The sequence below is a fragment of the Sunxiuqinia dokdonensis genome, assembly GCF_001270965.1.
Taxonomy (GTDB): domain Bacteria; phylum Bacteroidota; class Bacteroidia; order Bacteroidales; family Prolixibacteraceae; genus Sunxiuqinia; species Sunxiuqinia dokdonensis.
In genome coordinates, this window is the sequence record NZ_LGIA01000176.1 from 15,107 (window position 1) to 36,773 (window position 21,667).

The 21,667-nt window shown below is 45.2% G+C and carries 12 protein-coding genes and 1 tRNA gene; 5 read left to right on the forward strand and 8 right to left on the reverse strand.

Annotated elements, in window-relative coordinates; all coding sequences use genetic code 11:
* The first annotated feature begins 5 nt into the window (after positions 1 to 5).
* Positions 6 to 920 (forward strand): Cbp1 family collagen-binding glycoprotein adhesin, encoded by a 915-nt coding sequence (locus NC99_RS15195; protein ID WP_053185439.1) that lies wholly within the window; start codon positions 6 to 8, stop codon positions 918 to 920.
* 230 nt (positions 921 to 1,150) lie between these two features.
* Here NC99_RS15195 and NC99_RS15200 read toward each other — a convergent pair whose 3' ends face one another.
* The 8 genes from NC99_RS15200 to NC99_RS15235 all read right to left on the reverse strand — a co-directional run bounded on the left by NC99_RS15200 (position 1,151) and on the right by NC99_RS15235 (position 15,370).
* Entirely contained in the window at positions 1,151 to 3,568 is a 2,418-nt protein-coding gene (locus NC99_RS15200; RefSeq protein WP_053185442.1) for a glycoside hydrolase family 95 protein, read from the reverse strand.
* A 47-nt stretch (positions 3,569 to 3,615) separates the two neighbouring features.
* Positions 3,616 to 5,268 carry a glycoside hydrolase family protein gene (locus tag NC99_RS15205; protein ID WP_053185445.1) on the reverse strand — a complete coding sequence of 551 codons (1,653 nt, stop codon included), beginning with the start codon at positions 5,266 to 5,268 and terminating at the stop codon, positions 3,616 to 3,618.
* Between the two features lie 87 nt (positions 5,269 to 5,355).
* Positions 5,356 to 6,912 (reverse strand): RagB/SusD family nutrient uptake outer membrane protein, encoded by a 1,557-nt coding sequence (locus tag NC99_RS15210; RefSeq protein WP_053185448.1) that lies wholly within the window; start codon positions 6,910 to 6,912, stop codon positions 5,356 to 5,358.
* Positions 6,913 to 6,923: 11 nt separating this feature from the next.
* Positions 6,924 to 10,232: a TonB-dependent receptor gene (locus NC99_RS15215; protein ID WP_082326507.1), complete on the reverse strand. Its 3,309-nt coding sequence runs from the start codon at positions 10,230 to 10,232 to the stop codon at positions 6,924 to 6,926.
* Between the two features lie 144 nt (positions 10,233 to 10,376).
* Positions 10,377 to 11,348 (reverse strand): FecR family protein, encoded by a 972-nt coding sequence (locus NC99_RS15220; protein WP_053185451.1) that lies wholly within the window; start codon positions 11,346 to 11,348, stop codon positions 10,377 to 10,379.
* Positions 11,349 to 11,436: 88 nt separating this feature from the next.
* Positions 11,437 to 12,030: an RNA polymerase sigma-70 factor gene (locus tag NC99_RS15225; RefSeq protein ID WP_053185454.1), complete on the reverse strand. Its 594-nt coding sequence runs from the start codon at positions 12,028 to 12,030 to the stop codon at positions 11,437 to 11,439.
* A gap of 153 nt (positions 12,031 to 12,183) precedes the next feature.
* Positions 12,184 to 12,256 (reverse strand) — tRNA-Trp (locus NC99_RS15230).
* Between the two features lie 276 nt (positions 12,257 to 12,532).
* The gene (locus NC99_RS15235; protein ID WP_053185457.1) at positions 12,533 to 15,370 is read right to left on the reverse strand and encodes a triple tyrosine motif-containing protein; all 2,838 of its coding nucleotides are present in this window, start codon (positions 15,368 to 15,370) and stop codon (positions 12,533 to 12,535) included.
* A 421-nt stretch (positions 15,371 to 15,791) separates the two neighbouring features.
* Here NC99_RS15235 and NC99_RS15240 point away from each other — a divergent pair, with 421 nt between their 5' ends.
* Genes NC99_RS15240 through NC99_RS22495 form a run of 4 tightly spaced genes read left to right on the forward strand, consistent with a single transcriptional unit; the run spans position 15,792 to position 21,612 of the window.
* Complete coding sequence (locus tag NC99_RS15240) at positions 15,792 to 18,806, forward strand: SusC/RagA family TonB-linked outer membrane protein (protein WP_053185460.1); 3,015 nt, start codon at positions 15,792 to 15,794, stop codon at positions 18,804 to 18,806.
* Positions 18,807 to 18,826: 20 nt separating this feature from the next.
* On the forward strand, positions 18,827 to 20,365 hold the full coding sequence (locus NC99_RS15245) for a RagB/SusD family nutrient uptake outer membrane protein (protein WP_053185463.1): 1,539 nt from the start codon (positions 18,827 to 18,829) through the stop codon (positions 20,363 to 20,365).
* A gap of 28 nt (positions 20,366 to 20,393) precedes the next feature.
* On the forward strand, positions 20,394 to 21,467 hold the full coding sequence (locus NC99_RS15250) for a LamG domain-containing protein (protein WP_053185467.1): 1,074 nt from the start codon (positions 20,394 to 20,396) through the stop codon (positions 21,465 to 21,467).
* Between the two features lie 49 nt (positions 21,468 to 21,516).
* Positions 21,517 to 21,612: a LamG domain-containing protein gene (locus NC99_RS22495; RefSeq protein WP_162231235.1), complete on the forward strand. Its 96-nt coding sequence runs from the start codon at positions 21,517 to 21,519 to the stop codon at positions 21,610 to 21,612.
* Positions 21,613 to 21,667 lie beyond the last annotated feature (55 nt).

Below are 21,667 nucleotides of genomic sequence, written 5' to 3' on the forward strand. Positions count from 1 at the left end.
AGATCATGGAAAATACAAGAAAGAACCAACTAGGAATAATTATTGCTGCCGTCATTATTGTCATATTCGCAGCTGTGGGAACCATTTACGTGTACACCCAGAAGCAATCGGAAGTTGACTCGTTGGCAACGGAGAATTCAAGTCTCAATGAAGTGCTTGAAGAGCGTGACTCGATTGTGAACGAGTTGGTAACCGCTTTTAACGATATTGAAAACAACTTGAAATTCATCAAGGAAAAGCGCAAGCAATTATCGATTGAACAGAACAAAGAAGGTGGTGTTGACCAGAAAGAAGCCATTATTGCCGACATCAACCTGATGAATCAAATGTTGGAAGAAAGTAGCAAGCATATTGAAGATCTGGAGAAGAAATTGAAAAGCTCCGGAATTCAGCTCAACAGTTTCAAACAAAAAATTGCCGCACTTACCGAAACCGTAAATGACCAAAGTGCTGAGATGGATGATCTCCGAAGGGTGATTGAAGAGAAAGATATGATGGTCGCAGATTTGAACGAAAAAGTGGAAACAATGGAGTTTGAAATTGCCAAGCAAACCGACACCATTGAAAGTAAGCTGAATGTGATTGACCAGAAGACAACAGAATTGAATACGGCGCATATTGCCTACGGAACCTACAAGGAGCTGAAAGAGAAAGGCTTGTTGACCAAGGAGGGTGGTTTTTTGTGGATTGGACAGAATAAAACCATCCAGGAGAATTTCGATGATGAATATTTCACAGAGTTGGATATCCGGGAAACGAAAACCATTCCGTTACACTCAAAAAGAGCAACGATTATCTCAGAACATCCGGCCAACTCTTACACCATGGTTGAAGAAGACGGCCAGATTTCCTACCTTCAAATCGAAGATCCGGAAGAATTTTGGAAAATCTCGAAATACGCCATTATCGAAGTGAAATAGCATTTCACAGCAATGGAGACTGCCAGTTGCAGCAATCCGTGAAAAAGGAACACACGCAATCTTCACGTATATTTTACAACACTTATAGTGCCATCAGAACAGAGGTTCAGATGGCACTTTTGTTTTTTTTAGCCCGAAGCGTTTCACGATTTCAACGTTCATGCAAAACCGGAAATCCGATTTCACGGAAGGATTAATAGCCGAATCGTTGTCGCAGTCTTTAGCTCGTTTTAATTCAGTAGGTTCAGGTTTTCATCAAATTGATAAACCTGATCTCTCTCTCTGTGTTCAAGCTCGAAACGATTGTTATTGTATTCGAGAATGAAGGGACTGCCCAGTTTCGAGAGGACTTCCACCTTGATCAGGCGATGCTGTTTCCAGGTCATGGACACTTCAAATCCGCCGCGCGCCAACAGTCCGCTCACTTGTCCATCTTTCCAATCCGCTGGAAGAGCCGGCAAAAGGCTGATGTTTCCGGTGTGACTTTGGAGCAGCATCTCCGCAATTCCGGCTGTCGCACCAAAGTTGGCATCCATTTGAAATGGTGGATGTTGGCCAAATAGATTAGGCGAGGTACTTTTTGCCAACACGGTGTTCAAACTTTCCCGGGCCTTTTCGGCTTCGTGTAAACGCGCATACTGGCTGATCAACCAGGCAGCACTCCATCCTGTGTGCCCGCCTCCGTTTTCAATTCGATAGTCAAGCGATTTTTTGGCTGCCGCTGCCCATTCTGGTGTTTTCGCCATGGAGATTTGAAATCCGGGGTGAACAGCAAACAAATGCGAAATATGCCGGTGCCCCGGTTCTGCCTCCGGAAATTCTTCCGCCCATTCCATCAATCGGCCATCGGAGCCAATTTCCGGGCCGGCAAGTTGTGACTTGGCTTCGGTCACCCGGTCAATCAATTCATTGTTAACGCCCAACGCGTTTGCCGCCATCTGAAAGTCGGTGAACAATTGCCAAATCACCTGCTGATCGTGCGCAGGCCCCATGCTAATCTGACATCGGCTGCCATCGGGTGCGATAAACGTATTTTCGGGTGAAACGGCCGGCCCCGAAACCAACTTTCCGGAGACTGGATCTTCAACCAGCCAGTCGAGGTAAAAGCGCACCGAAGACTCCAGCACCGGATACATTCGCTTTAAGAAATCCTGATCACCGGTAAAGGCATAATGTTCGGCAATGTGCGTACTGATCCACGCGCCGGCTCCCGTGTGCATTCCCCAGCTGGCAGCCTCGCCGGGCGAAGTGTAGCCCCAAATATTGGTAATGGGATGAACCACCCACCCATCCAGATCATACTGGGTACGGGCGGTCTTGGTGCCCGGTTCAACAAGCGATTCAATCAGGTCGAACAAGGGCAGGTGCATGTCGGAAAGGTTGGTGACTTCAGCCGGCCAGTAGTTCATCTCGACATTGACATCGGTGTGGTAATCACCATTCCAGGGCGTTTGAATTTTGTTGGCCCAAATTCCCTGTAAGTTAGCCGGCAAGGTTCCGGGACGCGATGATGAAATCAACAGGTAGCGCCCGTACTGGAACATCAGCTCAACCAGGTGCGGATCAGCGGGGGTTTGCTTAAATTGAGTGATGCGCTCGTCTGTAGGCACCGGAGTGATTTCGCCGGGTGTCAAATCAAGATTAACACGCTGAAAATATTGCTGATATTCGGAGATGTGCGCGCGTTTCAGTTCATCGAAAGATTTTGTAGCCGCCCGCTCAAGGTTCTGACTGGTAATCGTTTCATAATCCCGTCCGCTGTAATTGGGATACTCCAACAAGTGGTTGGTTGATGCAGAAAGGAGCAGGGTCACTTCGTCAGCATTTTCAACAATCATCTGATCACCCTCAAAACGTACTTTGCCGTTTTTACTTACCGCCTTTAATCGGGCCATGTATTGCAAACCTTCGCCGCCTTTTCCATCCGAAAGCGTACCGGCCATCACCAGTTGCTCGTTTTTGGCATAGGTCTGATAACGTTCGGGACGCGTCAGGGTGCCCGTGAAAGAAATTTGTCCCGGCTTATCGGCTGTAAAACGGGCAACCATCACCTGGTCCGGGTAGCTGGTGAAAATTTCACGTTGATAATCGACACCATCCTGCGTGTAACGAACACGAACCACGGCTTCATTCAAATCCAGTTCCCGATGGTAGTTTTCGTACTTGGCTGACTTGCCGTGATCGATCCACAAATCGCCCAGGGTTTGAAAACAGCCAAACGGTACTTCCGCTCCATTTCCGTGGCCCGATCCGGCTCCCTTGCAGATCATGGTCCGATTGGTCAGCTCAGTCGCTTCTTTATATTTTCCTTCAAAAAGCAATTGTCGGATTTTGGGCAGGGCTGTAGCTGCTTCTGGGTTATCATTGTCGGCCGGACTGCCTGACCACATGCTTTCTTCGTTGAGCTGGATGCGCTCTTTATTTACATCGCCAAAAACCATCAAGCCCAGCGAACCGTTGCCCAATGGCAAGGCTTTCAACCATTCGGGATCATCTTTCCAGCCGTTGGGATCGTCCGCAACCGAAGCATCAGCCGGTTGATTGTACCACAGTTTGAGATTGGATTGTACGCTTTCATTGGTCTCGGGCTGACATGACCATGACAAAAAGAATGCAATTAAAAGAAGGTAAAATCGGCGAAGTTTCATGGATATGTGTTTAAGTTTTAGCAATGAAGTTAAGTTTATTTGTTGTTCTATTCGTTTGTTTTCAATTTCCCGGTTAAAGTTACCGGATCTTGCCCTGGGCTTGTGATGGTTACTTTCACTTGATTTTCAGTATCAGGAACGAAGCTTTGGTTGCTGATCAGCTGAATTGTTGTTTTTTCAAACGGTTCCAAAACAGGGACTTCTCCGGAAGCAATCTTTACAGACTGTCCTTCCTGCAACTGTTCAACCTTAACCGTGCTGGTTTGGGATGGCACTTGTCCAAAATTCTGAACTTCAATTTGCAGTTTGCAGCCGGCCTCCAACTGATCGGCAACCGGTAAGCGAGCCGACAATGCGGCTTCATTGTAGTTGAGCCACGGCAGCCGGGCGTAGCCAAAGAGCAGCTTTCCCTGTCTGGTCTTCCCGAGTAATTTGGCCACAAAATTATCTTCCGACAGGCCATTTCCAGCTCCCTCGAATACGAGTATTAAGTCATCGCCTGATTTTTCAGTTCGAAGCAATTTGCTGCCCCGTCCAAAGTTAACTTCCTCGGAAGCGCCAAAACGCAAGGAGTTTAAATCGATATCCGAATGAGGATCAAATCCTTCTTCAGCCTGAATACGCAGCCGGATTTCAGGCGTGTCAGCTTCAATCTTTTCTTCATTCAGAATGATGATGAGTTTACCTACGGTCAGGGGGATACCGATATTTTTTGAGCTGTGCCGATCGTTGGGCTTGTCCTCGCTTTTCAAGGTATCGATCACGGCAAAGTTTGCTTGTACCGCTCTTCCATACTGATCTTGCAGCATTTTGATCCGTTCGTATTTAAACCAATCCTCTGTGGTTCCGTCCTCGTAGTTCGTAATCCCCGGAACGTAGGCTTCGCCGGGATCAACTTTCCAGTGAATCCCATCCTTTGATCGCAAGTAGTATGCGATGCGCCCATACCAGTCATTCACAATCATGTGGTATTGAATGTTGGTTTTCCAAATCACCGGATCTTCAAACCGTCCGTCAATATCGGGATAAACTCGCTGGTCCGTGACTTGATGATACGGAGACAGGCCGTCTTTGCTGAACCAAATCCCGCCACCGCGGCACACCATAATAAACGATCCGTCTTCGCGCCGGGCAAACGACAGGTTGGAAAGCCCCTCAATGATGGGACGGTCGCGATTGTCAAATTCAAACTTGTTATAAGTCCAGGGCCCGTTCACATTGTCTGCAATATAGTATCCGTCAATCACATAAATGGCAATCCGGCCATCTTTCAGACGGAAAGCCTCCGGATTATGTCCTTTGCCGATGATGGTTTCAACCTGGTACGGACCAAGCGGATGATTGGAACTGGCTTTTATCACAATGGAATTTGGCCATTCGCCATGGCCTTTGGGAGAATCTTCGCGCCAACGACAAACAAAAAGATGGTAGTTGCCATCCTTTCCTTTCAACACGTTGCCGCCCCAATAAGACCATTCGCTATCCTCAATGCCGTTGTCGATATAGCGCGGAACAACATTGTCGGCCCCCCAAGTGTCGTCTGTTAACTCGCCAACAACGGGGATGGGGAGAAAGCGATCCATAAATCGGCCGCCAAAAACTAAATTGCTCCATTCGGCAGGCCGCTCAAGTTGTTGGTATTGAGCATTGGACTGCCAGAAAATTCCGATAAAAATGATAAGTAAACTGGTTTTTAGCATGATTTTTTTTGCATATTGAGCCTTTGAAAATAGAAAAAAATGAGAGACGAAAACGATTTTCATTCTCGTCTCTCGTTATTTTGCTGATTATTGATAATCAGGATTCTGGACAAGCGTTCCGTGATTCTTGTCAATTTCATCCTGAGGAATCGGCCAGTGGTAAAATTTATCCTCCCAATGATAGGGTAGATTTCCATCTGTCACACTATTCAACACCTCACCCGCGATGTGCCATCTTTTCAGGTCGAGGTAGCGAAGCCCTTCAAAAGCAAGTTCTATTCTTCTCTCATGTCTGATTCGTTCGCGCATTTCTTCTTTTGAAAGCCCTTCGGGAAGATCAGGGAGATCCACCCGATCGCGAATCGCATTCATCGCATTGTAGACTGTTTCGTCAGGGCCGGAAATCTCGTTTTGTGCCTCGGCGTACATTAATAACACTTCAGCAAGTCGGATAACGACGGTATTTTGCTGACTTAAGGTTGAATAACCATAAGGCAGGTTTCCCGGATCCAGAAATTTCTTCAGCCCATAGCCGGTAGGTCGGCTGTTGGAAGGATTATGGACATTTCCATTTCCCCAATCAACAAAATCGACAAAAACGGTTTTACTTAGTCTGGCATCCCTATTCTCAAAAGGATTCTCAGTGTCTGTTAAGGGTGATTCTCCCCAAGGTAAGCCATCACTGCATTCAAAAGCGTCGACGAAACTTTGCAGTGGACTGACCACGAGCCAGTCGCCGTAAATTAAATCAGTTCCATAAGTCGGGACATTGTCAGGCGCCAGGTAATTCACGGAAAATATGATTTCCTCGTTGCCACTTTGTCCGGCATCCTGAAACAAATTTTCAAACTCCGGGCTCAACGAATAGTGAGGCATAATGTCGAGACAGAGGTCACGAACATCGGCCAGCATCGTGTTATCAGGTGTACCATTTTCGCCATAGGCGGCGTAAATTAGTACCCTTGCCTTTAAGGCTTGTGCTGTTGATTTTGTGACGTGACCTGCATTTTCATAATAGGGAATGGCATTCAGATTTGAAATTGCAAAATCGAGGTCGGCAATCACCTGCGTCAAAATCTGTGCGGCATCAACTTTGGGCTGCTCTTGGTTTTCCAATGTCAATGGTTCCAAAATAAGCGGCACATCTCCATAAAAACAATACAGTTGAAAATAATAGTATGCTCTTAGAAAACGAACTTCGGCTTCCGCTTTATTCTTCTCTGCATCTGTGAAATCCGTTCCTTCGTAAGCGTTCAATTCATTGAGGAAAATATTCCCGCGAGCGATAGCTTGATAGCAAAACCGGTAAACACCAGTCACATAACCTCCGGTGGTTGAACTAATATCGCCGGAGACAATTTGTTTTGAACCACCATAACCGTGCTGCCCAAAGCTGTTGTCGGTGATGTTGTCCCAATTCGGCATGACATAGCCCCACATTCCTGCCGGCGGAGTGTCCCAAGGTCCTCCGGTTGAACCATGCATATAACCGTAGTTGGCCGTCAAGGCCATATCAAAATCAGACTTGGTTTGCCAAAAAGTGCTCGAGGAGATCTGATCCAAGGGCTGCTTATCCAGGTAATCCTCGCATCCACTCAGTGCAATGACGGACAAAATGATGATTAGTAATTTATATCTTTTCATGTCTGTATTTTTTAAAATTTAACATTCACCCCAAACGAATAGATTTTATTCTGGGGGTAATTTACGAAAGCACCACTACCTCCCCGCTCCGGATCCAATCCCGGATAATCAGTAATCGTGAAGAGATTGTCTCCTGAGAAATAGATCCGGAACTGATTGACACCAATTCGATCGAAGAAGTTTCTCGGCAAAGTGTATCCAACAGTCAGGTTCTTCAACCGTAAATAAGATCCATCCTGCAAGTACCAGGAAGAATTTCTCCTGATCCGTTCGGGCGCTCCCCATCCCCAGTAAATCCGGGGCATTGAAGTTGATGGGTTTGTTTCAGTCCAGCGATCTCGCCAGTCGGTGGTTGGTGGCGACCCTTGAACAAATGGGATTGTTCCCCAGTCGTTGACAAAATACTTCACATCTTCAACGCCTTGTAATTGGGTCGACAAATCGAAGCCTTTCCAGGTGGCCGAAAAATTGAAGGAATAGTTAAAAGCCGGATATCTGCCTGAGATTGCGACCCGGTCGTCATTGTCAATGACTTCATCCCCATTTTGATCCTTAAATTTCAAATCGCCTGGTACTGTCGCATCATTAAACTGCTTGGGTGAATTGGCAATTTCCTGCTCGGATTGAAAGATCCCAATCCATTCCAACATATAATAGGAATCCCACTCGTAGCCTTCCTCGCGCAGGGAATATCCGCTTATTTCCCGTTCACCGAAATCGACCAGTTCATTTTTATAATGATCGATATTAAAGCCCACCTGATAGTTCAAACCTGTAAGTGAACCTGAGTTAATCTGATTCGAGTACAATAAGCTTAATTCAACCCCGGTATTTTCCATCGTTCCGTTGTTGACAGTTGGTGGATTTAAACCGACCGCATTGGTTACCTGGGAAGCTCTTAGGATATCGGTTGTGCTCTTTTTGTACCAATCAAATGTGACATTGAACCCTGCGAACGCCGTCAGGTCAAAGCCAAAATCAGTGATGCTGGTTGTTTCCCACATGATATTTTCATTGGAGAGGCGGGTTTGTGCAACACCTGAAGAGAGATTCGCATCGTCAAAGGAGTAGTTACCTGTTAAGTCAAGTATCGACTGGTAAGGATAAAGACCAATATTTTGATTTCCTAACTGGCCATAAGATCCCCTGATTTTAAGGCTGTTCAACCAGTCAGCATTCAGGTTTTGAAAGAACTGTTCTTCAGAAATCCGCCATCCTGCCGAAAACGATGGAAAAGCTCCCCATCTCGAATCGGGAGATAGTCTCGAAGTGCCATCATAGCGAAGGTTTGCTTCCAACAAATACCGGTCTTTAAAGTTATAACCCAATCGACCAAAGAACGACATCAGTGCCCATTCCGTTTTGGTTCCATTGGCTTGCTGAACGGCCGGACTGCCCGCATCCAGTTCTCTTAGCAGGTCACTCGGGTAATCCTTACGGTATCCTCTCAAGTATTGATAGACATTATCCTCAACGCTGTAACCGCCCTGTGCCGTAACCGTGTGCCCATCTCCAAATTCGCGTTCAAAATTCAAATAGGTGTATAAGTTTTTATATTCCGTTTGATCATCCTGAACAATTAGTCCGGCTCCACCAACATCCAAATAAGTCATAAATTCGTTGGTGCGGAAATTATATAAAGGAACTTGGGGGCGAAAATCGTTGTATTTACTGAAGTTTAAGTTTATCGCAGCCTTGGTGTACCAGGTCAAACCTTTTAACAATTGAACATCTAACCATCCCTGAGACGAGATTACGTAGTCATCAGTGTTCCGGTTGACTTTATTGTCGATAATGGCCATCGGGCTTTTGTTGTTGTACTCAAAGTCGTAAGCTTTAAACGTGTATCGGCCACTTCCGTCGGCTAGTTGAGGAGAATAGGTGGGGGCTTGCGACATGGCAGCCAGGAAGGTATCGGTGGCGCCTTGACGGGGAGCTGATTTGATTCCTTTCTTAACCGAAAAATTTCCGCCAAACTTGATGTGTTCGTTAACCCGTGAGCTCAAGTTGACCCGGATATTGTATTTTTCATAATCAAATCCTTTCATGACCCCTTCTTGATTTACATAGCCCAGCGAAACATTGAAAGTGGTTCCATTGCTTCCTCCGCTAAAACTCAGGTTGTGGGTTTGCGTTGGTGCAGGACTAAATAAAAGGTCAAGCCAATCGGTGTTTGGGTACAGGTTTCGATCGGTGGCATTGCGATAGGCACCGATGATGTCGTCGGTGTATAAACCCGAAGTCAGTCCCGAATTTAGCCTCGCTTCGTTAAACAATTCCATGTATTCGACAGAGTTGGTAACCAGATCAAACAATTTAGTGGGGGTGTGAACGGCATAATTTCCATTGTAGTTCATGGTAATTTTCCCTTCCTGCCCTTTTTTTGTTGTAACCAGAATAACTCCGTTTGCTGCGCGGGCACCATAAATGGATGCCGAAGCGGCATCTTTCAAAACAGAAATGTTTTCAATGTTATTGGGATTTAAATCGGCCAGGCTGCCCTGAACGCCATCGACCAGAACCAACGGATTTGATCCGGCACTACTAAAAGTTCCCGTTCCCCGAATACGTATTGAGACGCCTTCGTTGCCAGGTTCACCCGAGTTTTGGACAATCTGAACTCCAGGCATTTGTCCTTGCAGCATGGTTTCAACATTCGTCACGGGTCGTTTGACCAAGTCATCTCCTTTCACCGACGCAACAGATCCTGTCAAATTAATTTTTTTCTGAGTACCGTAGCCTATCGCGACAACTTCTTCCAGACCAATGGTTTCATCCATAAGGGTTATGTCAAGCCGGGATTGACTTCCGACCAAGATCTCCTGAGCTTTCATTCCGACAAACGAAATGACCAAAGTTGCATCGGAAGACACATTGGGCAGTGAGAAGCTTCCCTCAAAATCAGTTATGGTCCCCATGGTCGTACCTTTCACAACCACGGTAGCTCCAGGTATTGGTTCGCCCGAACTGTTGGTTACGCTTCCGGTCACAGTTCTTGTTTGTTGGACGGTGCTAAACTGATTATTTGCCCGAAGGATCACTTGACGGCCAATAATTTCGTAATTAATCGACTTGTATTCAAACACTTGATCAAGTACTTCCTTGATCGTGGCGTTGGACACATGAACGGAGGTCAGGCTGTTCACATCAACCTCTTCATTGTAAAAGAAGCGGAATTCGCTTTGATCTTCTATTTTTCGAAGAATATCTACAATTTTTTCATCCTTATGCTCCAAACTTAGTTTCGTGTTCTGAGAGTAAAGATCGGCCGCAAAACTGCTGAAAACCGTTAGAATAATCATGGCCAATGTCAGTTTCATTCGCTTTAGATTTTGATACAGAAATGGCATTATGCCATCACAACATCGTTTTTTTTTCATAATTTTACAATTTGAAATGAGTAATTTGATTTAAGTCAAGTTATTCCAAAGGCAGGATCTCGCACATCCTGTCTTTGTTTTTTATTAAGGCTCTGCTATGGTCAACATTCTTTTCTTCTTGTCATAGGCATATTTTATTGGTTTCGTTTTATTAATGTATTCCATGACTTCGTCAAGCGATTCTTCAAAAACTTGTCCGGTAAACGGGATCGAAGCCATGCTTTGATCCAAAATGATCGTGATATCAAAGTGCCTTTCCAGTCTTTTGGCGAGATCGCCTAAAGGTTCATTTTCGAAGGCGATTACCCCATTCATCCATGAGGAGGCGATTTCAGGATCAATTTCCTTGATTATTATTGCTTCCCCCTTCGACAAAACTATTTGCTGCCCGGGGAGCAACACCTTTTGATCCAGATGGTTCGAAAACTGAATTTTTCCTTCTGTTAATGTTGTCTTGAATGGCAAATTATTATAGGCGCGTACGTTGAATGAGGTGCCCAATACCTGAATGGAACCATATTCTGAATTCACAATAAAGGGAGTATCGCCTTTTTTTACCTCGAAAAATGCTTCGCCGGACAAGTTTACTTCCCGGTGATTGTTGTCGAAATTTGCTGGAAGCCAAAGATTTGTGCCCGCATTGATCCAAACTTTAGAGCCATCAGCTAAAGTGAGTTCTGTTTTTTCACCATTCGGAACGTGAATCTCATTGACTTGATGACTTCGTGGGGTAAACAGTCCGCCAGGCGAAAGAAGAAATTTCTGACTAAGCACTCCAAATGAGAATATAAGCAAAATAGCCGCTGCATATTTCATGAACTGTAGAAACCTTACTTTTTGAGGTTTTTGGATCCGCTTTTTAAGACGGACGAATGACTTTTCAATGGTAAGATCATTGGTTTGCTGGTCATGAGAAGCTAAAGACCAGGCATTTTTTATTCGATGATATTCGCGCTGAAGATGTTCGTCACGCTTTAATTTTTGGAGAATCTCTTTTTTTTCCTCATCATTCAGGTTGCCGGAAATCAATGCGATTATTTGTCTTTCTAGTTCCATGGTTGGGTGTTTTCAAAGGTATAATCCACAAGAGCGGAAATACCCTTGCTCTGTTTGAATTTTTTTATGAATTTAATTCAAACAGCAACTAAATATGGTGAATCAGGAACGAAACCAGCGGGAGGTAATCTTTCAATGATACTCTAAAAGCTTTGATGGCTTTGGTCATGTGTCCCTCCACCGTTTTGGGTGAAATGGATAGTTTTTCTGCAATTTCATGATTTCTGCAGTGTTGAAAACGACTCAGTTCAAATACCAGCCTGCACTGGGGCGACAGTGTGTCCAAAGTCTTCTGTATGATTTGTTCGATTTCGGAAAATAGGATATTGGATGTTTCCAACTTATCAAGTGCGCCTGCATGAAGCTCGAGTTCAAACTCACTCAATTGTGACGATAGAAATATGGCTTGCTTGTATCGCTGGTCCCGCAGTTTTTTCAGGCTATTGTTTTTAGCAATGGTGTACAAGTAGGCATTTAAATTGGTGTTTTTCTGTAAGCTCGACTTTTTCTCCCACAGGGTAAGAAAAGTGTCCTGAAGTACATTTTCAACAAGATCTTTATTCGGAATATATTCGGCAACGAAATGATACAGCCGCGAGTAAAAGTGATTGTAAACAACTTTAAACGAAGCTTCGTCTCCATCTTCAAGTAATTCTAAAAGTTGGGTGTTGTTTCGTATCATGAATGGCGCACAGTTCGTTTGAGTAGAGGCAAAATTAGAAAATAACAAGGAACAACAAACCTTTGTGCTTTTAAACACTATGAATTTATTTACGGGTTGAAGCAGAAATTGGCGGGAACAAAAAAAGAGCTGCTCCGAAGAACAACTCTTTTGCACGGGAGGAGCGACTCGAACGCCCGACACCTGGTTTTGGAGACCAGTGCTCTACCAACTGAGCTACACCCGTGTTTGAATGCGAGTGCAAATATAGTAATTCCTGAAAAACTACCTAGAAAAATAAATTCGATTTGTCAAAAAAACAGTGTTGTCCGTCGTTGGCCGCTGGACATTGGTTATTGCACATTCAATTGTAAATCGTAAATAATTAAATCATAAATGGTTGAATGGTCTAAGGCAAAATGGTTGAATGGTTTCTTCCATTGATGAAACATGGAGAATTGCGACTGCAACTGGTTGCCATTTTCTCATTTTCACACACGCTCGCACTCCCCATTTCTCGTCATCACAGCCCCAGAATCAGATCAATCAGTTTTTCGTCGTGGTCCAGCTTCATTTTTTTTCGCAGGCGGTAGCGGTGGTTTTCAACACCCCGTACAGAGATTCCTAAAAGTGGGGCAATTTCCTTGGAAGCCAGGTTCATGCGAAGAAAGGCACACAAGCGAAGGTCTTTGGCTGTTAATTCGGGGTACATTTCCTTAATCTTGTTCAGAAATTGCTCGTGAGCCCGTTCGAAATTGGTTTCAAACACTTGCCAGTCATCCTGGCTGGTAATGTTTTCTTCAATTTTGCGGGTCAGGTGGTAGTAATATTTGTCGGGGTAGCGCGATCCCAGCTGCTCTTTTTGCCGGGCTGCAATTTCCTTAATTTCGAGCAGCAACTCGTTTTTCTTGATGATTGACATGGTCGAGTTGGCCAGTTCCTTGCTCTTGTGCTGGATTTCGTTTCGCAACTTCTCATTTCGGAGTCGAATGATTTCCTTTTCACGTTTTTCGTGCTCCAGCCGCTCTTTTTTCCGGGTTTGTTGGATTCCCCAGGTTCGGAAGCCAAACAAAATACCAATAAAAGCGAACAAGTAAGCTGTTCGTGCATAACTGGTCAGGTACCAGGGGGGAGCCACTTCGATGTGTAATGAATTCACCTGACTTTCATTTCCCCATTGGTCCACAGCTTTCACCAGCAGTTCATATTCGCCGGAAGGGAGCCGGTCGAAGCTAATCTGTGGGGTTGCTTGTGGTTCACTCCACTCTTGTTCCAGCCCTTTCATCAATGACTGAAAATAGATGGGATTGTGGGTAAACAGAGGAAAGCAATAGATTAGCTGTAGGTTGCGATATTTGTATCGAACAAAGATGTCGTCTTTGTCAATTGCTCCACGCGTGGTGTGCTGGCGATTGCTGGTCAGTTTCAGGCTGCGCAGTTGAGGCTGAAATTTCAGGATCGCAGAGCTGGAATCAGCTGCTTCTGCATCGAGTTGGGCAATGCCGTTTTCAAGACAAACAATGGCTTTGGTAGCGGTGAGGGGCAAAATATTTTCAAAATCATCGATCAGTTCATTTCCTGAAAATAAAGACCGGGGGTAGGTTTTTAGGTGTTCGACGGTGTTGTTGAAAATACGGAACAGGCCGATTTCACGATCGGTGATCAGCCAGTAATGATGGTCGGGGGCCGACACAATTCGTTTGGCTGCAGCGAGTTCGTTCAACTGTTCATTTAAAAAATGATAGGGAATGATCGAATCATTTAAATCGTCGTAGGTGTATAGTTTTTCTTCGGTGGTAAACACAATCCGGTTTTCGACCTTGAAAACATGCAGCGAGTGATCTTTTTTGAACACCGAATTTAGTCCATAATAGCTTTTGTTGATCACACTGTCGCGTTTGTCGTTCAGCTGAAGCCGGTAAATGCCGCGCCGCATATGGCTGGCCCAAATGTCGCCGAGGTGATCGATCTCTATGTAACGAATCAGGTCAACAAAACCTTTCAAGGTTCCATCCTGGGTGTAAACGCCATTTTGTTGTTTGAGCCGGATGATACTCGAATAGGTTGAAGCCAGCAGGTAACCCGCTTTCATCGGATCCTGCCGGATTGAAAATCCACCCGACTGCCTGGAAATGAACTGCTGCTCTCCTGCCTTTAGTTGAATCACCCCGTCGTTGTGTCCGGCAAACAAGTGGCCGTCGTGGAGCTGAATGTCCCAAACCTGGTCCTGGCTTTCAGGCACTAGCTGATATTGGGACTGATCATCATACAAGCTGCGGACGAATAAGCCCTGGTTGGTTCCGAGGTAGATCTGGTCTTCAAAAATGGCCGCATCATACACTGCCCCAATGTTGGGAATAGTTTCAATCATAAAGCCCTGGTTGCCGGCGTTGGATATAAAATCGATACCACTGTCGAGCGCCAGCCAAATGTTGTTGAATTGATCGGTCGAAATTCCTAGCACCGTGTTGTTTTGGAGTCCGTTGGCAGTGTTGTAATTGTTTATTGGGTTGCCACGCTCATCAAATATGAGTACCCCGTCCATAATGGTGCCAATAATGAAATGACCCTGACCATCCATATAACCTCGGTTCACTTCATTTTTTCTGAAATACTGATGCCAATCCCGGTTCCATTGTGTTATAGAACTTCCGTCCCAAATAAAGATTCCGTTTGAATTGGTGCCAATCATGAGTTGATCCTCCTGGTAGGGGAGAATAAAACGAATCATGATGTTCTCAAATAGCGGCGATTGGATGTGGGGGACGGCTTTCCCGTTTTCAATTCTAAAAATACCCTGATTTCGCACGGCAAGTAGAATGTCGTTGCCTACCCGGTGCATGGTATTGGTAAAGCCCGGTAACTCAATCGGTGTAATCCGTTCATTGTGGTACATCAGTACACTGTTGAACGAGTGGAAATAAACTGCATCGTCGAGCAAGGCGATATTCCAAAACTCTTCGTTGTCTGAAAAATACTGTTCCGCCAGCTTATTTAAAGAGTGGTAGTGGAGTTCGCCTGTATTGTCCGCTTCCCAGTAGCCCAATTCGCGATAGCCGCTGGTGTAAATCAGCGAGTCTGATGCAGCCAGAACTGATCTTAATACGGTTTCGTTCGGAAGCGGATAGAGCTTCCAGTTAATACCATCGAACTCCAGTAAGCCATTGTGATTGGCAAAGTACATAAACCCGTTGTGACAGCGGTCAACAGCCCAATTTTGTTTGGCGGCCTGGTAGGTTTCCTTCTGAAAATTTCTCACGTTATTGACCGTCGGTTGACCGTATAACCTGTTTTCCTTGAAAAGCATTGGGCCTGCCACAACACACCCGATGATTACCAGCAGTAGGATATAACTTTTCATTGCCTTCGGTTCTTTAATCCATAAAACACATTGCTTCGGACAGAAAAGGTCTCTATTTCTGTTGGACAGCCGGTCCTTAAGCAGGAATTTACGCCTGCGAAAGTAACAATTTATTGTTTTTCTCAGTATTTCTTCATGTGAAGTAAACGATAAAATAATGCTGAGATCATATGTTTTAACAAATTTTAGCAAAAACATGTTGTACAATATGCGACTGTGAAATTGCAATAAATATAAAACTGAAAAATATAAGAATTTGATTAATAGCGATTAAAACAGCGAGCAATTTTTTGGTGTGAGTAAATGATGAGGTGAAAAATCAACTTCATCGCTCTGTGTGAATTAGAAGTGTGTGTGAAATTTTCTTAAACGCAAGGCCAGGTCGTAGCTTAGCGTCACAAACTGATCAAAAAAGTATACTATGAAAAAACTAATGTTTCTTTTTTACTTGATTTTTTCAGTGACTGTTGTTTTCGCCCAGCAAATTGCGGTGACTGGAACAGTAACTGAAGCAGCAACCGGAGAACCGATTCCCGGGGTTAGCGTCATTATCCAGGGAACCACTTCGGGAACCATTACAGATTTTGACGGGAACTACACCATTCAGGCATCAGGCTCTGATGTTTTGGTTTTTAGTTTTGTTGGTCTGACTTCTCAGGAAGTGCCAATCAACAATCGTGCAACGATCAACATCCAGTTGGAGCAATCTACTGAATTGGTTGACGAGGTTGTGGTTGTCGGTTACGGACAATTAAAGGTCAAAGACCTGACATCGTCCATTTCGACGGTCAACTCTGAAGAAATTGCCAAATCACCTTCGGGACAGGCGATGCAGACATTGCAAGGTAAAGTTGCGGGTATGCAAGTTGTGAGTAATGGTGCGCCGGGAGATTCACCAACGATTCGCGTTCGCGGTATTGGTTCTTATCCGGGAAGCAACAACGAAGCTCCTCTTTATGTGGTTGATGGGATGTTCTTCGACAACATCGACTTTTTGAATACGGCCGACATTGCTTCCATATCGGTTTTGAAAGATGCTTCGGCAGCAGCAATTTACGGTGTTCGCGCGGCCAACGGCGTGGTTCTGATCGAAACCAAATCGGGAAAAAATAATCAGAAGGCCCAAGTAGTTTACGATGGTTACTATGGGGTTCAGGTGGCTCAGAACGTTTTAAAAATGGCCAATGCCGAACAGTTTACCACCATGGCCATGGAGTCGGGATCGGCACCTGATATTGGTAATATTGCGACCGCCATGCAACGCTATGGGCGGAGCCGTATTAACCCAAATGTGCCTGATGTGAATACCGACTGGTATGATGAGATTATCCGGGTCGCACCGATTCAGAATCATAGTATTGACGTTTCGGGTGGCGGCGAAGATGCTTCCTACTCCATAGGTTCCAGTTACTTCGGGCAAGAAGGAATTCTGGATATGAAAAATGAGTATGAACGCTTCAACTTACGTTCAAAAATTGATTATAAAGCAACCGATTGGCTGACTATCGGTGGGAACATGATCTTCAGCAATGCACTGAAATATGGACAGTCGGCTGATGCCTGGAGTTTGGCATACTGGGCCGTTCCAATTCTTCCTATCTATGATGAATCCAATACCGATGCCTGGCCTGTGAATTACGCCAGCGCGCAACATCTTGGCTACCGGGGTGGTCAGAACCCCATGCCAAGCCTGGATTTTAACAACAACCGACTGAAGATTCGTAAGGTGCTGGCTAACTTTTATGCGCAGTTCCATTTGATTCCGAAAAAGTTGGATTTAAAAACAACTTATAACCACAGTTTTACAGCACTTAACGAACGCAACGTACAGTTGCCTTATTATTTTAGCGATGGATTTCAGCGCGAGAATGCCGGGATTACGAGAAAAACGGAAACTTTCTCCAATCAAATCTGGGACAATGTGCTTACTTACAATGACCAGTTTGATCATCATAGCCTGACGGTTATGGGTGGTGCATCCTTTCGCGATGAAGCGTGGGAGATGTTGACGGCCAGAGGTCTTGATTTTCCCTATGAAAACGAAGAGTCCTGGTATATCGATCAGTCCGACCGAGGCAGCCTTCCGGTGGACGCGGTTAATGACGGCGGTAGCAGACAGTACGGCATGTCGTATTTTGGTCGGGTATCCTATAATTACGATGACCGCTATCTGGTGTATGGAACCATGCGTGCCGACGGGAGTTCAAAATATCAGGAAAAATGGGGCTATTTTCCCACAATTGGTGCTGGTTGGGTTGTATCAGAAGAAGACTTTATGAATATTCCTGCCATTGATTTTCTGAAGGTGCGTGCCAGCTGGGGAGAGCTCGGAAATGATAAAATTCGTGCAAGCGACGGGGCCCGGACCACTCAGGTTGTAACAGTTGCAATTAACGATGAACTTGTTTCAGGGACCACCACTTCCAGTACCTTTTCTTACCTGGAATGGGAGGTCACCGAAGAAACCAATGTGGGAATTACTTCCCGGCTATTTGATAGTCGGCTGTCTGTTGAACTGGACTACTACGTTCGCGATACAAAAAATGCCGCAATCAATGTGAGTATTCCCTCGGTTGGAGGCAATGTGCTTCGTAATGTTGGCGTTATCCGAAATCAGGGCTTTGAAGCAGCCTTGAACTGGAGCAATCAGATTTCGCCAGACTTTAGTTATTCTGTGGGCGCCAATATTTCAACCTTGAAAAACGAAGTTCGCGACCTTTACGGACAGCAGTACATTGATGGCGGATCGGCCGAGTTTCGTCAGCGGTCAATGATCGGAGAGCCGCTACTTGCCTTCTTCGGTTACGAGGTTGTTGGTGTTTATCAGAACGATGCTGAAATTCAGGCTGACCCGATAGCCATGGCCAATAATTTGGAACCGGGAGACTTAAAATTTCGTGACCAAGACGGCGACAAGGATATTGATGGTGACGATCGCGTGGTGTTGGGCTCGTATTTCCCATCATTCATGTACGGTGCCAACCTGGGAATTACTTACAAGAGCCTGGAGTTTTCAACCAATATCGCCGGACAGTCCGGAAATAAAATCCTGAACCGTAAGCGGGGTGAAGTTATCTGGACCTCCGATCTGAATATGGATGCCGATTTGGCCATTAACCGTTGGCATGGGGAAGGTACTTCAAACAGCTATCCATCGTCAAAAGGCTTACGCAAAGGCTGGAATCAGAGTATGAGCGAGTATTTGGTGGAGGATGGTTCATTTTTCCGCGTACAAAATATCCAACTGGCGTATAATCTGGCCGGAAAAGAAATCATGGGAACAATGATGCCAGATGCGAGAATCTCCTTTACTGCCGAGCGGCCAATTACCGTGTTCAAGTACAACGGTTTTAATCCGGAAGTAGCTAACGGAATTGACCGACAAACTTATCCTATTCCGGGAGTATACACGATTGGGCTGAATGTGAAATTTTAAAAGATTTAAAACTTAGAATTATGAAACGAATTAATCATACAATCAAGCTCATCGGTCTTGTTGCGATGCTGTTGGCTTTTACAGCCTGCCACGATTTGCTTGATGAGCCGGCTGAAAACAGAACTTTTACTGAAGAGACGGACTATACGGAGAGCTCCAATATGATTTCGCCCCTTATTGGAACTTACGCTGCCTTTTACTCGCGCGGTTGGGAAAACTTTCCGCTAATATCGGTAAGGGGAGATGACGTTAATCACGGTGGACTCGGTGATCAGCAGGATTTTGCAGAAACCGACATGTTCCGTTACAACAAGGATTACTGGATGTACAACTCCCTGTGGGAAGGCCTGTACAGCGATATTTATGCCGCCCAATCGGCCATGATCGAGTTTGAGTTATACAAGGAAAACGGAGCCAATGCAGCAACAGCAGATCAATATATTGCTGAAGCGAAAACCATGCAGGCCTTTTTGCTCTTTCAACTGGCAAGGGTGTGGGGCGATGTATTCATTCCAGCTACTCCCGATCCGGCGGATTTGTTAGTGGCCGACTTATCGACGAAACAAGAGGTAATGCAGTTTATTTCTGATCAAATGGATGAGGCGATTGGTAACTTGCCGGCTGTTCATCCGAACGAACGAACGGATGTTCGCGGAGGAGTAACCCGTTATACTGCTTTGGCAATGAAGGCGCTAGCCAATTTGGAGATGGAGAATTACCAGGCGGTTGCTGATGCAACCTCTCAAATTATTAGTTCAGGGAAATTCAGTCTGGAGGCTGATTATTACAACCTGTTCAAGATTCCCGGTAAGTTGAATGACGAAAATATACTCGAATTTCAATATTCCGATTTTGGTCAGGGATCGGGTACGGCCATAACTTACCTGTTTGCATTCTTCGGTCCTGAAAACTGGACACCGGCTGTAACCGGGGCTGGTAGCGGCTGGGGTTTTTACGAGCCCAGTCTGAAGTGGATCAAATTCATGTTGGATCGCGGAGAAAGAACACGTTTGGAAACGAGTGTGTTGTTTACGAACCGGGGCATCGCGGCGATCAAAGACGATCCGAATTATGCAACTTTGCCCGATTGGATATCGAATACAACACCGTCGGGTGACCTTATCAATGACTATGCCCGTGCGATGTTTGCCAGCGGGAAACACTATCTGCCGTCCAATCAGTTAACTCCGGGAAGAACGGGCTATGGCACAAATAAAAACTTGATTGGTATTCGCTATGCCGAAATTTTGCTGATGCATGCCGAGGCACTGGTTCAAGGAGCAAGCAGCTCCGCCATGACAGCTGACGCTGCTGTGAATGCCGTAAGATCGCGTGCTGGCTTATCTCCCTTGTCCGGTGTAACACTGGATCAGGTGGTGGATGAAAAGTTTGCGGAACTGGCCATGGAGTGGGGAACACGATACTACGACTTGATTCGGCTCGAACGGTACAACGAGTTAAACTATGATGGCCGGACATTTTCAGCCAATCTGACCTATCTGCCATATCCGCAAAACCAGGTTGATCAACTGCCAATTCTGGGAGGTACTCAAGAGTAATTTTAAGCATCACTAAAACTTGAACAAGATGAAAATATTCAAACAAATAATATTGATCGTTCTCGCTGTCTTTTTTATAACTGCGTGTAACGATGGCATTGACCCAATTACAAGGATTGAACCGGGTCCGGATGAGGCGGCTCCAGTGGTCACTTTGATTTCACCTTCAGGTGATGTCAATGCGCCAACTGATGTGTCCGAAGTCGACATTCGATTCGAAGCGACGGATGACATAGAATTGAAAACAGTCAGCGTACAGTTGAATGGTACATCATTGGGATCGTACGATAGTTTCAACGATTATAGAAGATTTATTGGAGAATATTCCGAAGAGCTTGCTCTTGGCGATCATGTTCTGGAGATTGTAGTCACAGATATGGCCGGGAAATCCACTACCAAAACTGTGAATTTCAAGAAGGTTAATACCATCCGGGATTTGATGAATGAAGCAGCGTTCCATCTGGCCTTTAATGGTGACTATGTGGATGAAGTTAGTGCTACAGCAGCAACTGTTGTGGGTACGCCTTCGCTGGGCACAGCGGGTGTTGATGGTGGATGCTATGTTGGCGCCGCGGATTCTTACCTGACTTTTGATGCCACAGGGCTTCAGTCTGCTGAATTTAGCGCGAGCTTCTTCCTGAATATTACCGCTACACAGGCGACAGACAGAGCTGGAATTCTGGTGATGAGCCCGGAAAATCCAAATTTCGACGATAGCCGGAAGTTCGGTTTCAGGTTCTTCAGAGAAAATGGAGGTGGATTGCAGCAATTTAAATTGAATGCTGGAAATGGGACGGCTGAAAAATGGTTTGATGGAGGCGTCGCTGCTCGTGTAAATCCGGCAACCACTGAGTGGGTACATTTTGTGTTCACGGTCTCATCAACGGGAGCTAAAGTCTACATTGATGGAGTCGTTGTTAAAGAAGACACATTCGATGGAATAGACTGGACGGGTTGTAATTTGCTGTCTATTATGTCCGGTGCTCCACGGTTTGCTAATTGGAACCACCTGTCCGATGAAAGTAAAATGGACGAGCTTTTGATTTATGACAGGGTGCTTACACAAGCAGAGATTGATCTGCTGGGTTTGCTTAATAATTAAACAGGTGTTGGTCATTTATCAATCATCTCAAATGCCCCAAATTGGATGATTGGCATCACTTACAGAAGCAAGTATGCTCGACGAGCTACGCCTGTTTAACAAAACGCTTACGCAAGAAGAAGTTGAGGCGATCATGGGGAATTAGAGAGAAAAGGGTATAGTTTAGTTAGGTTTTTTTTTAGAAAAGGCTGCTTGGAAAG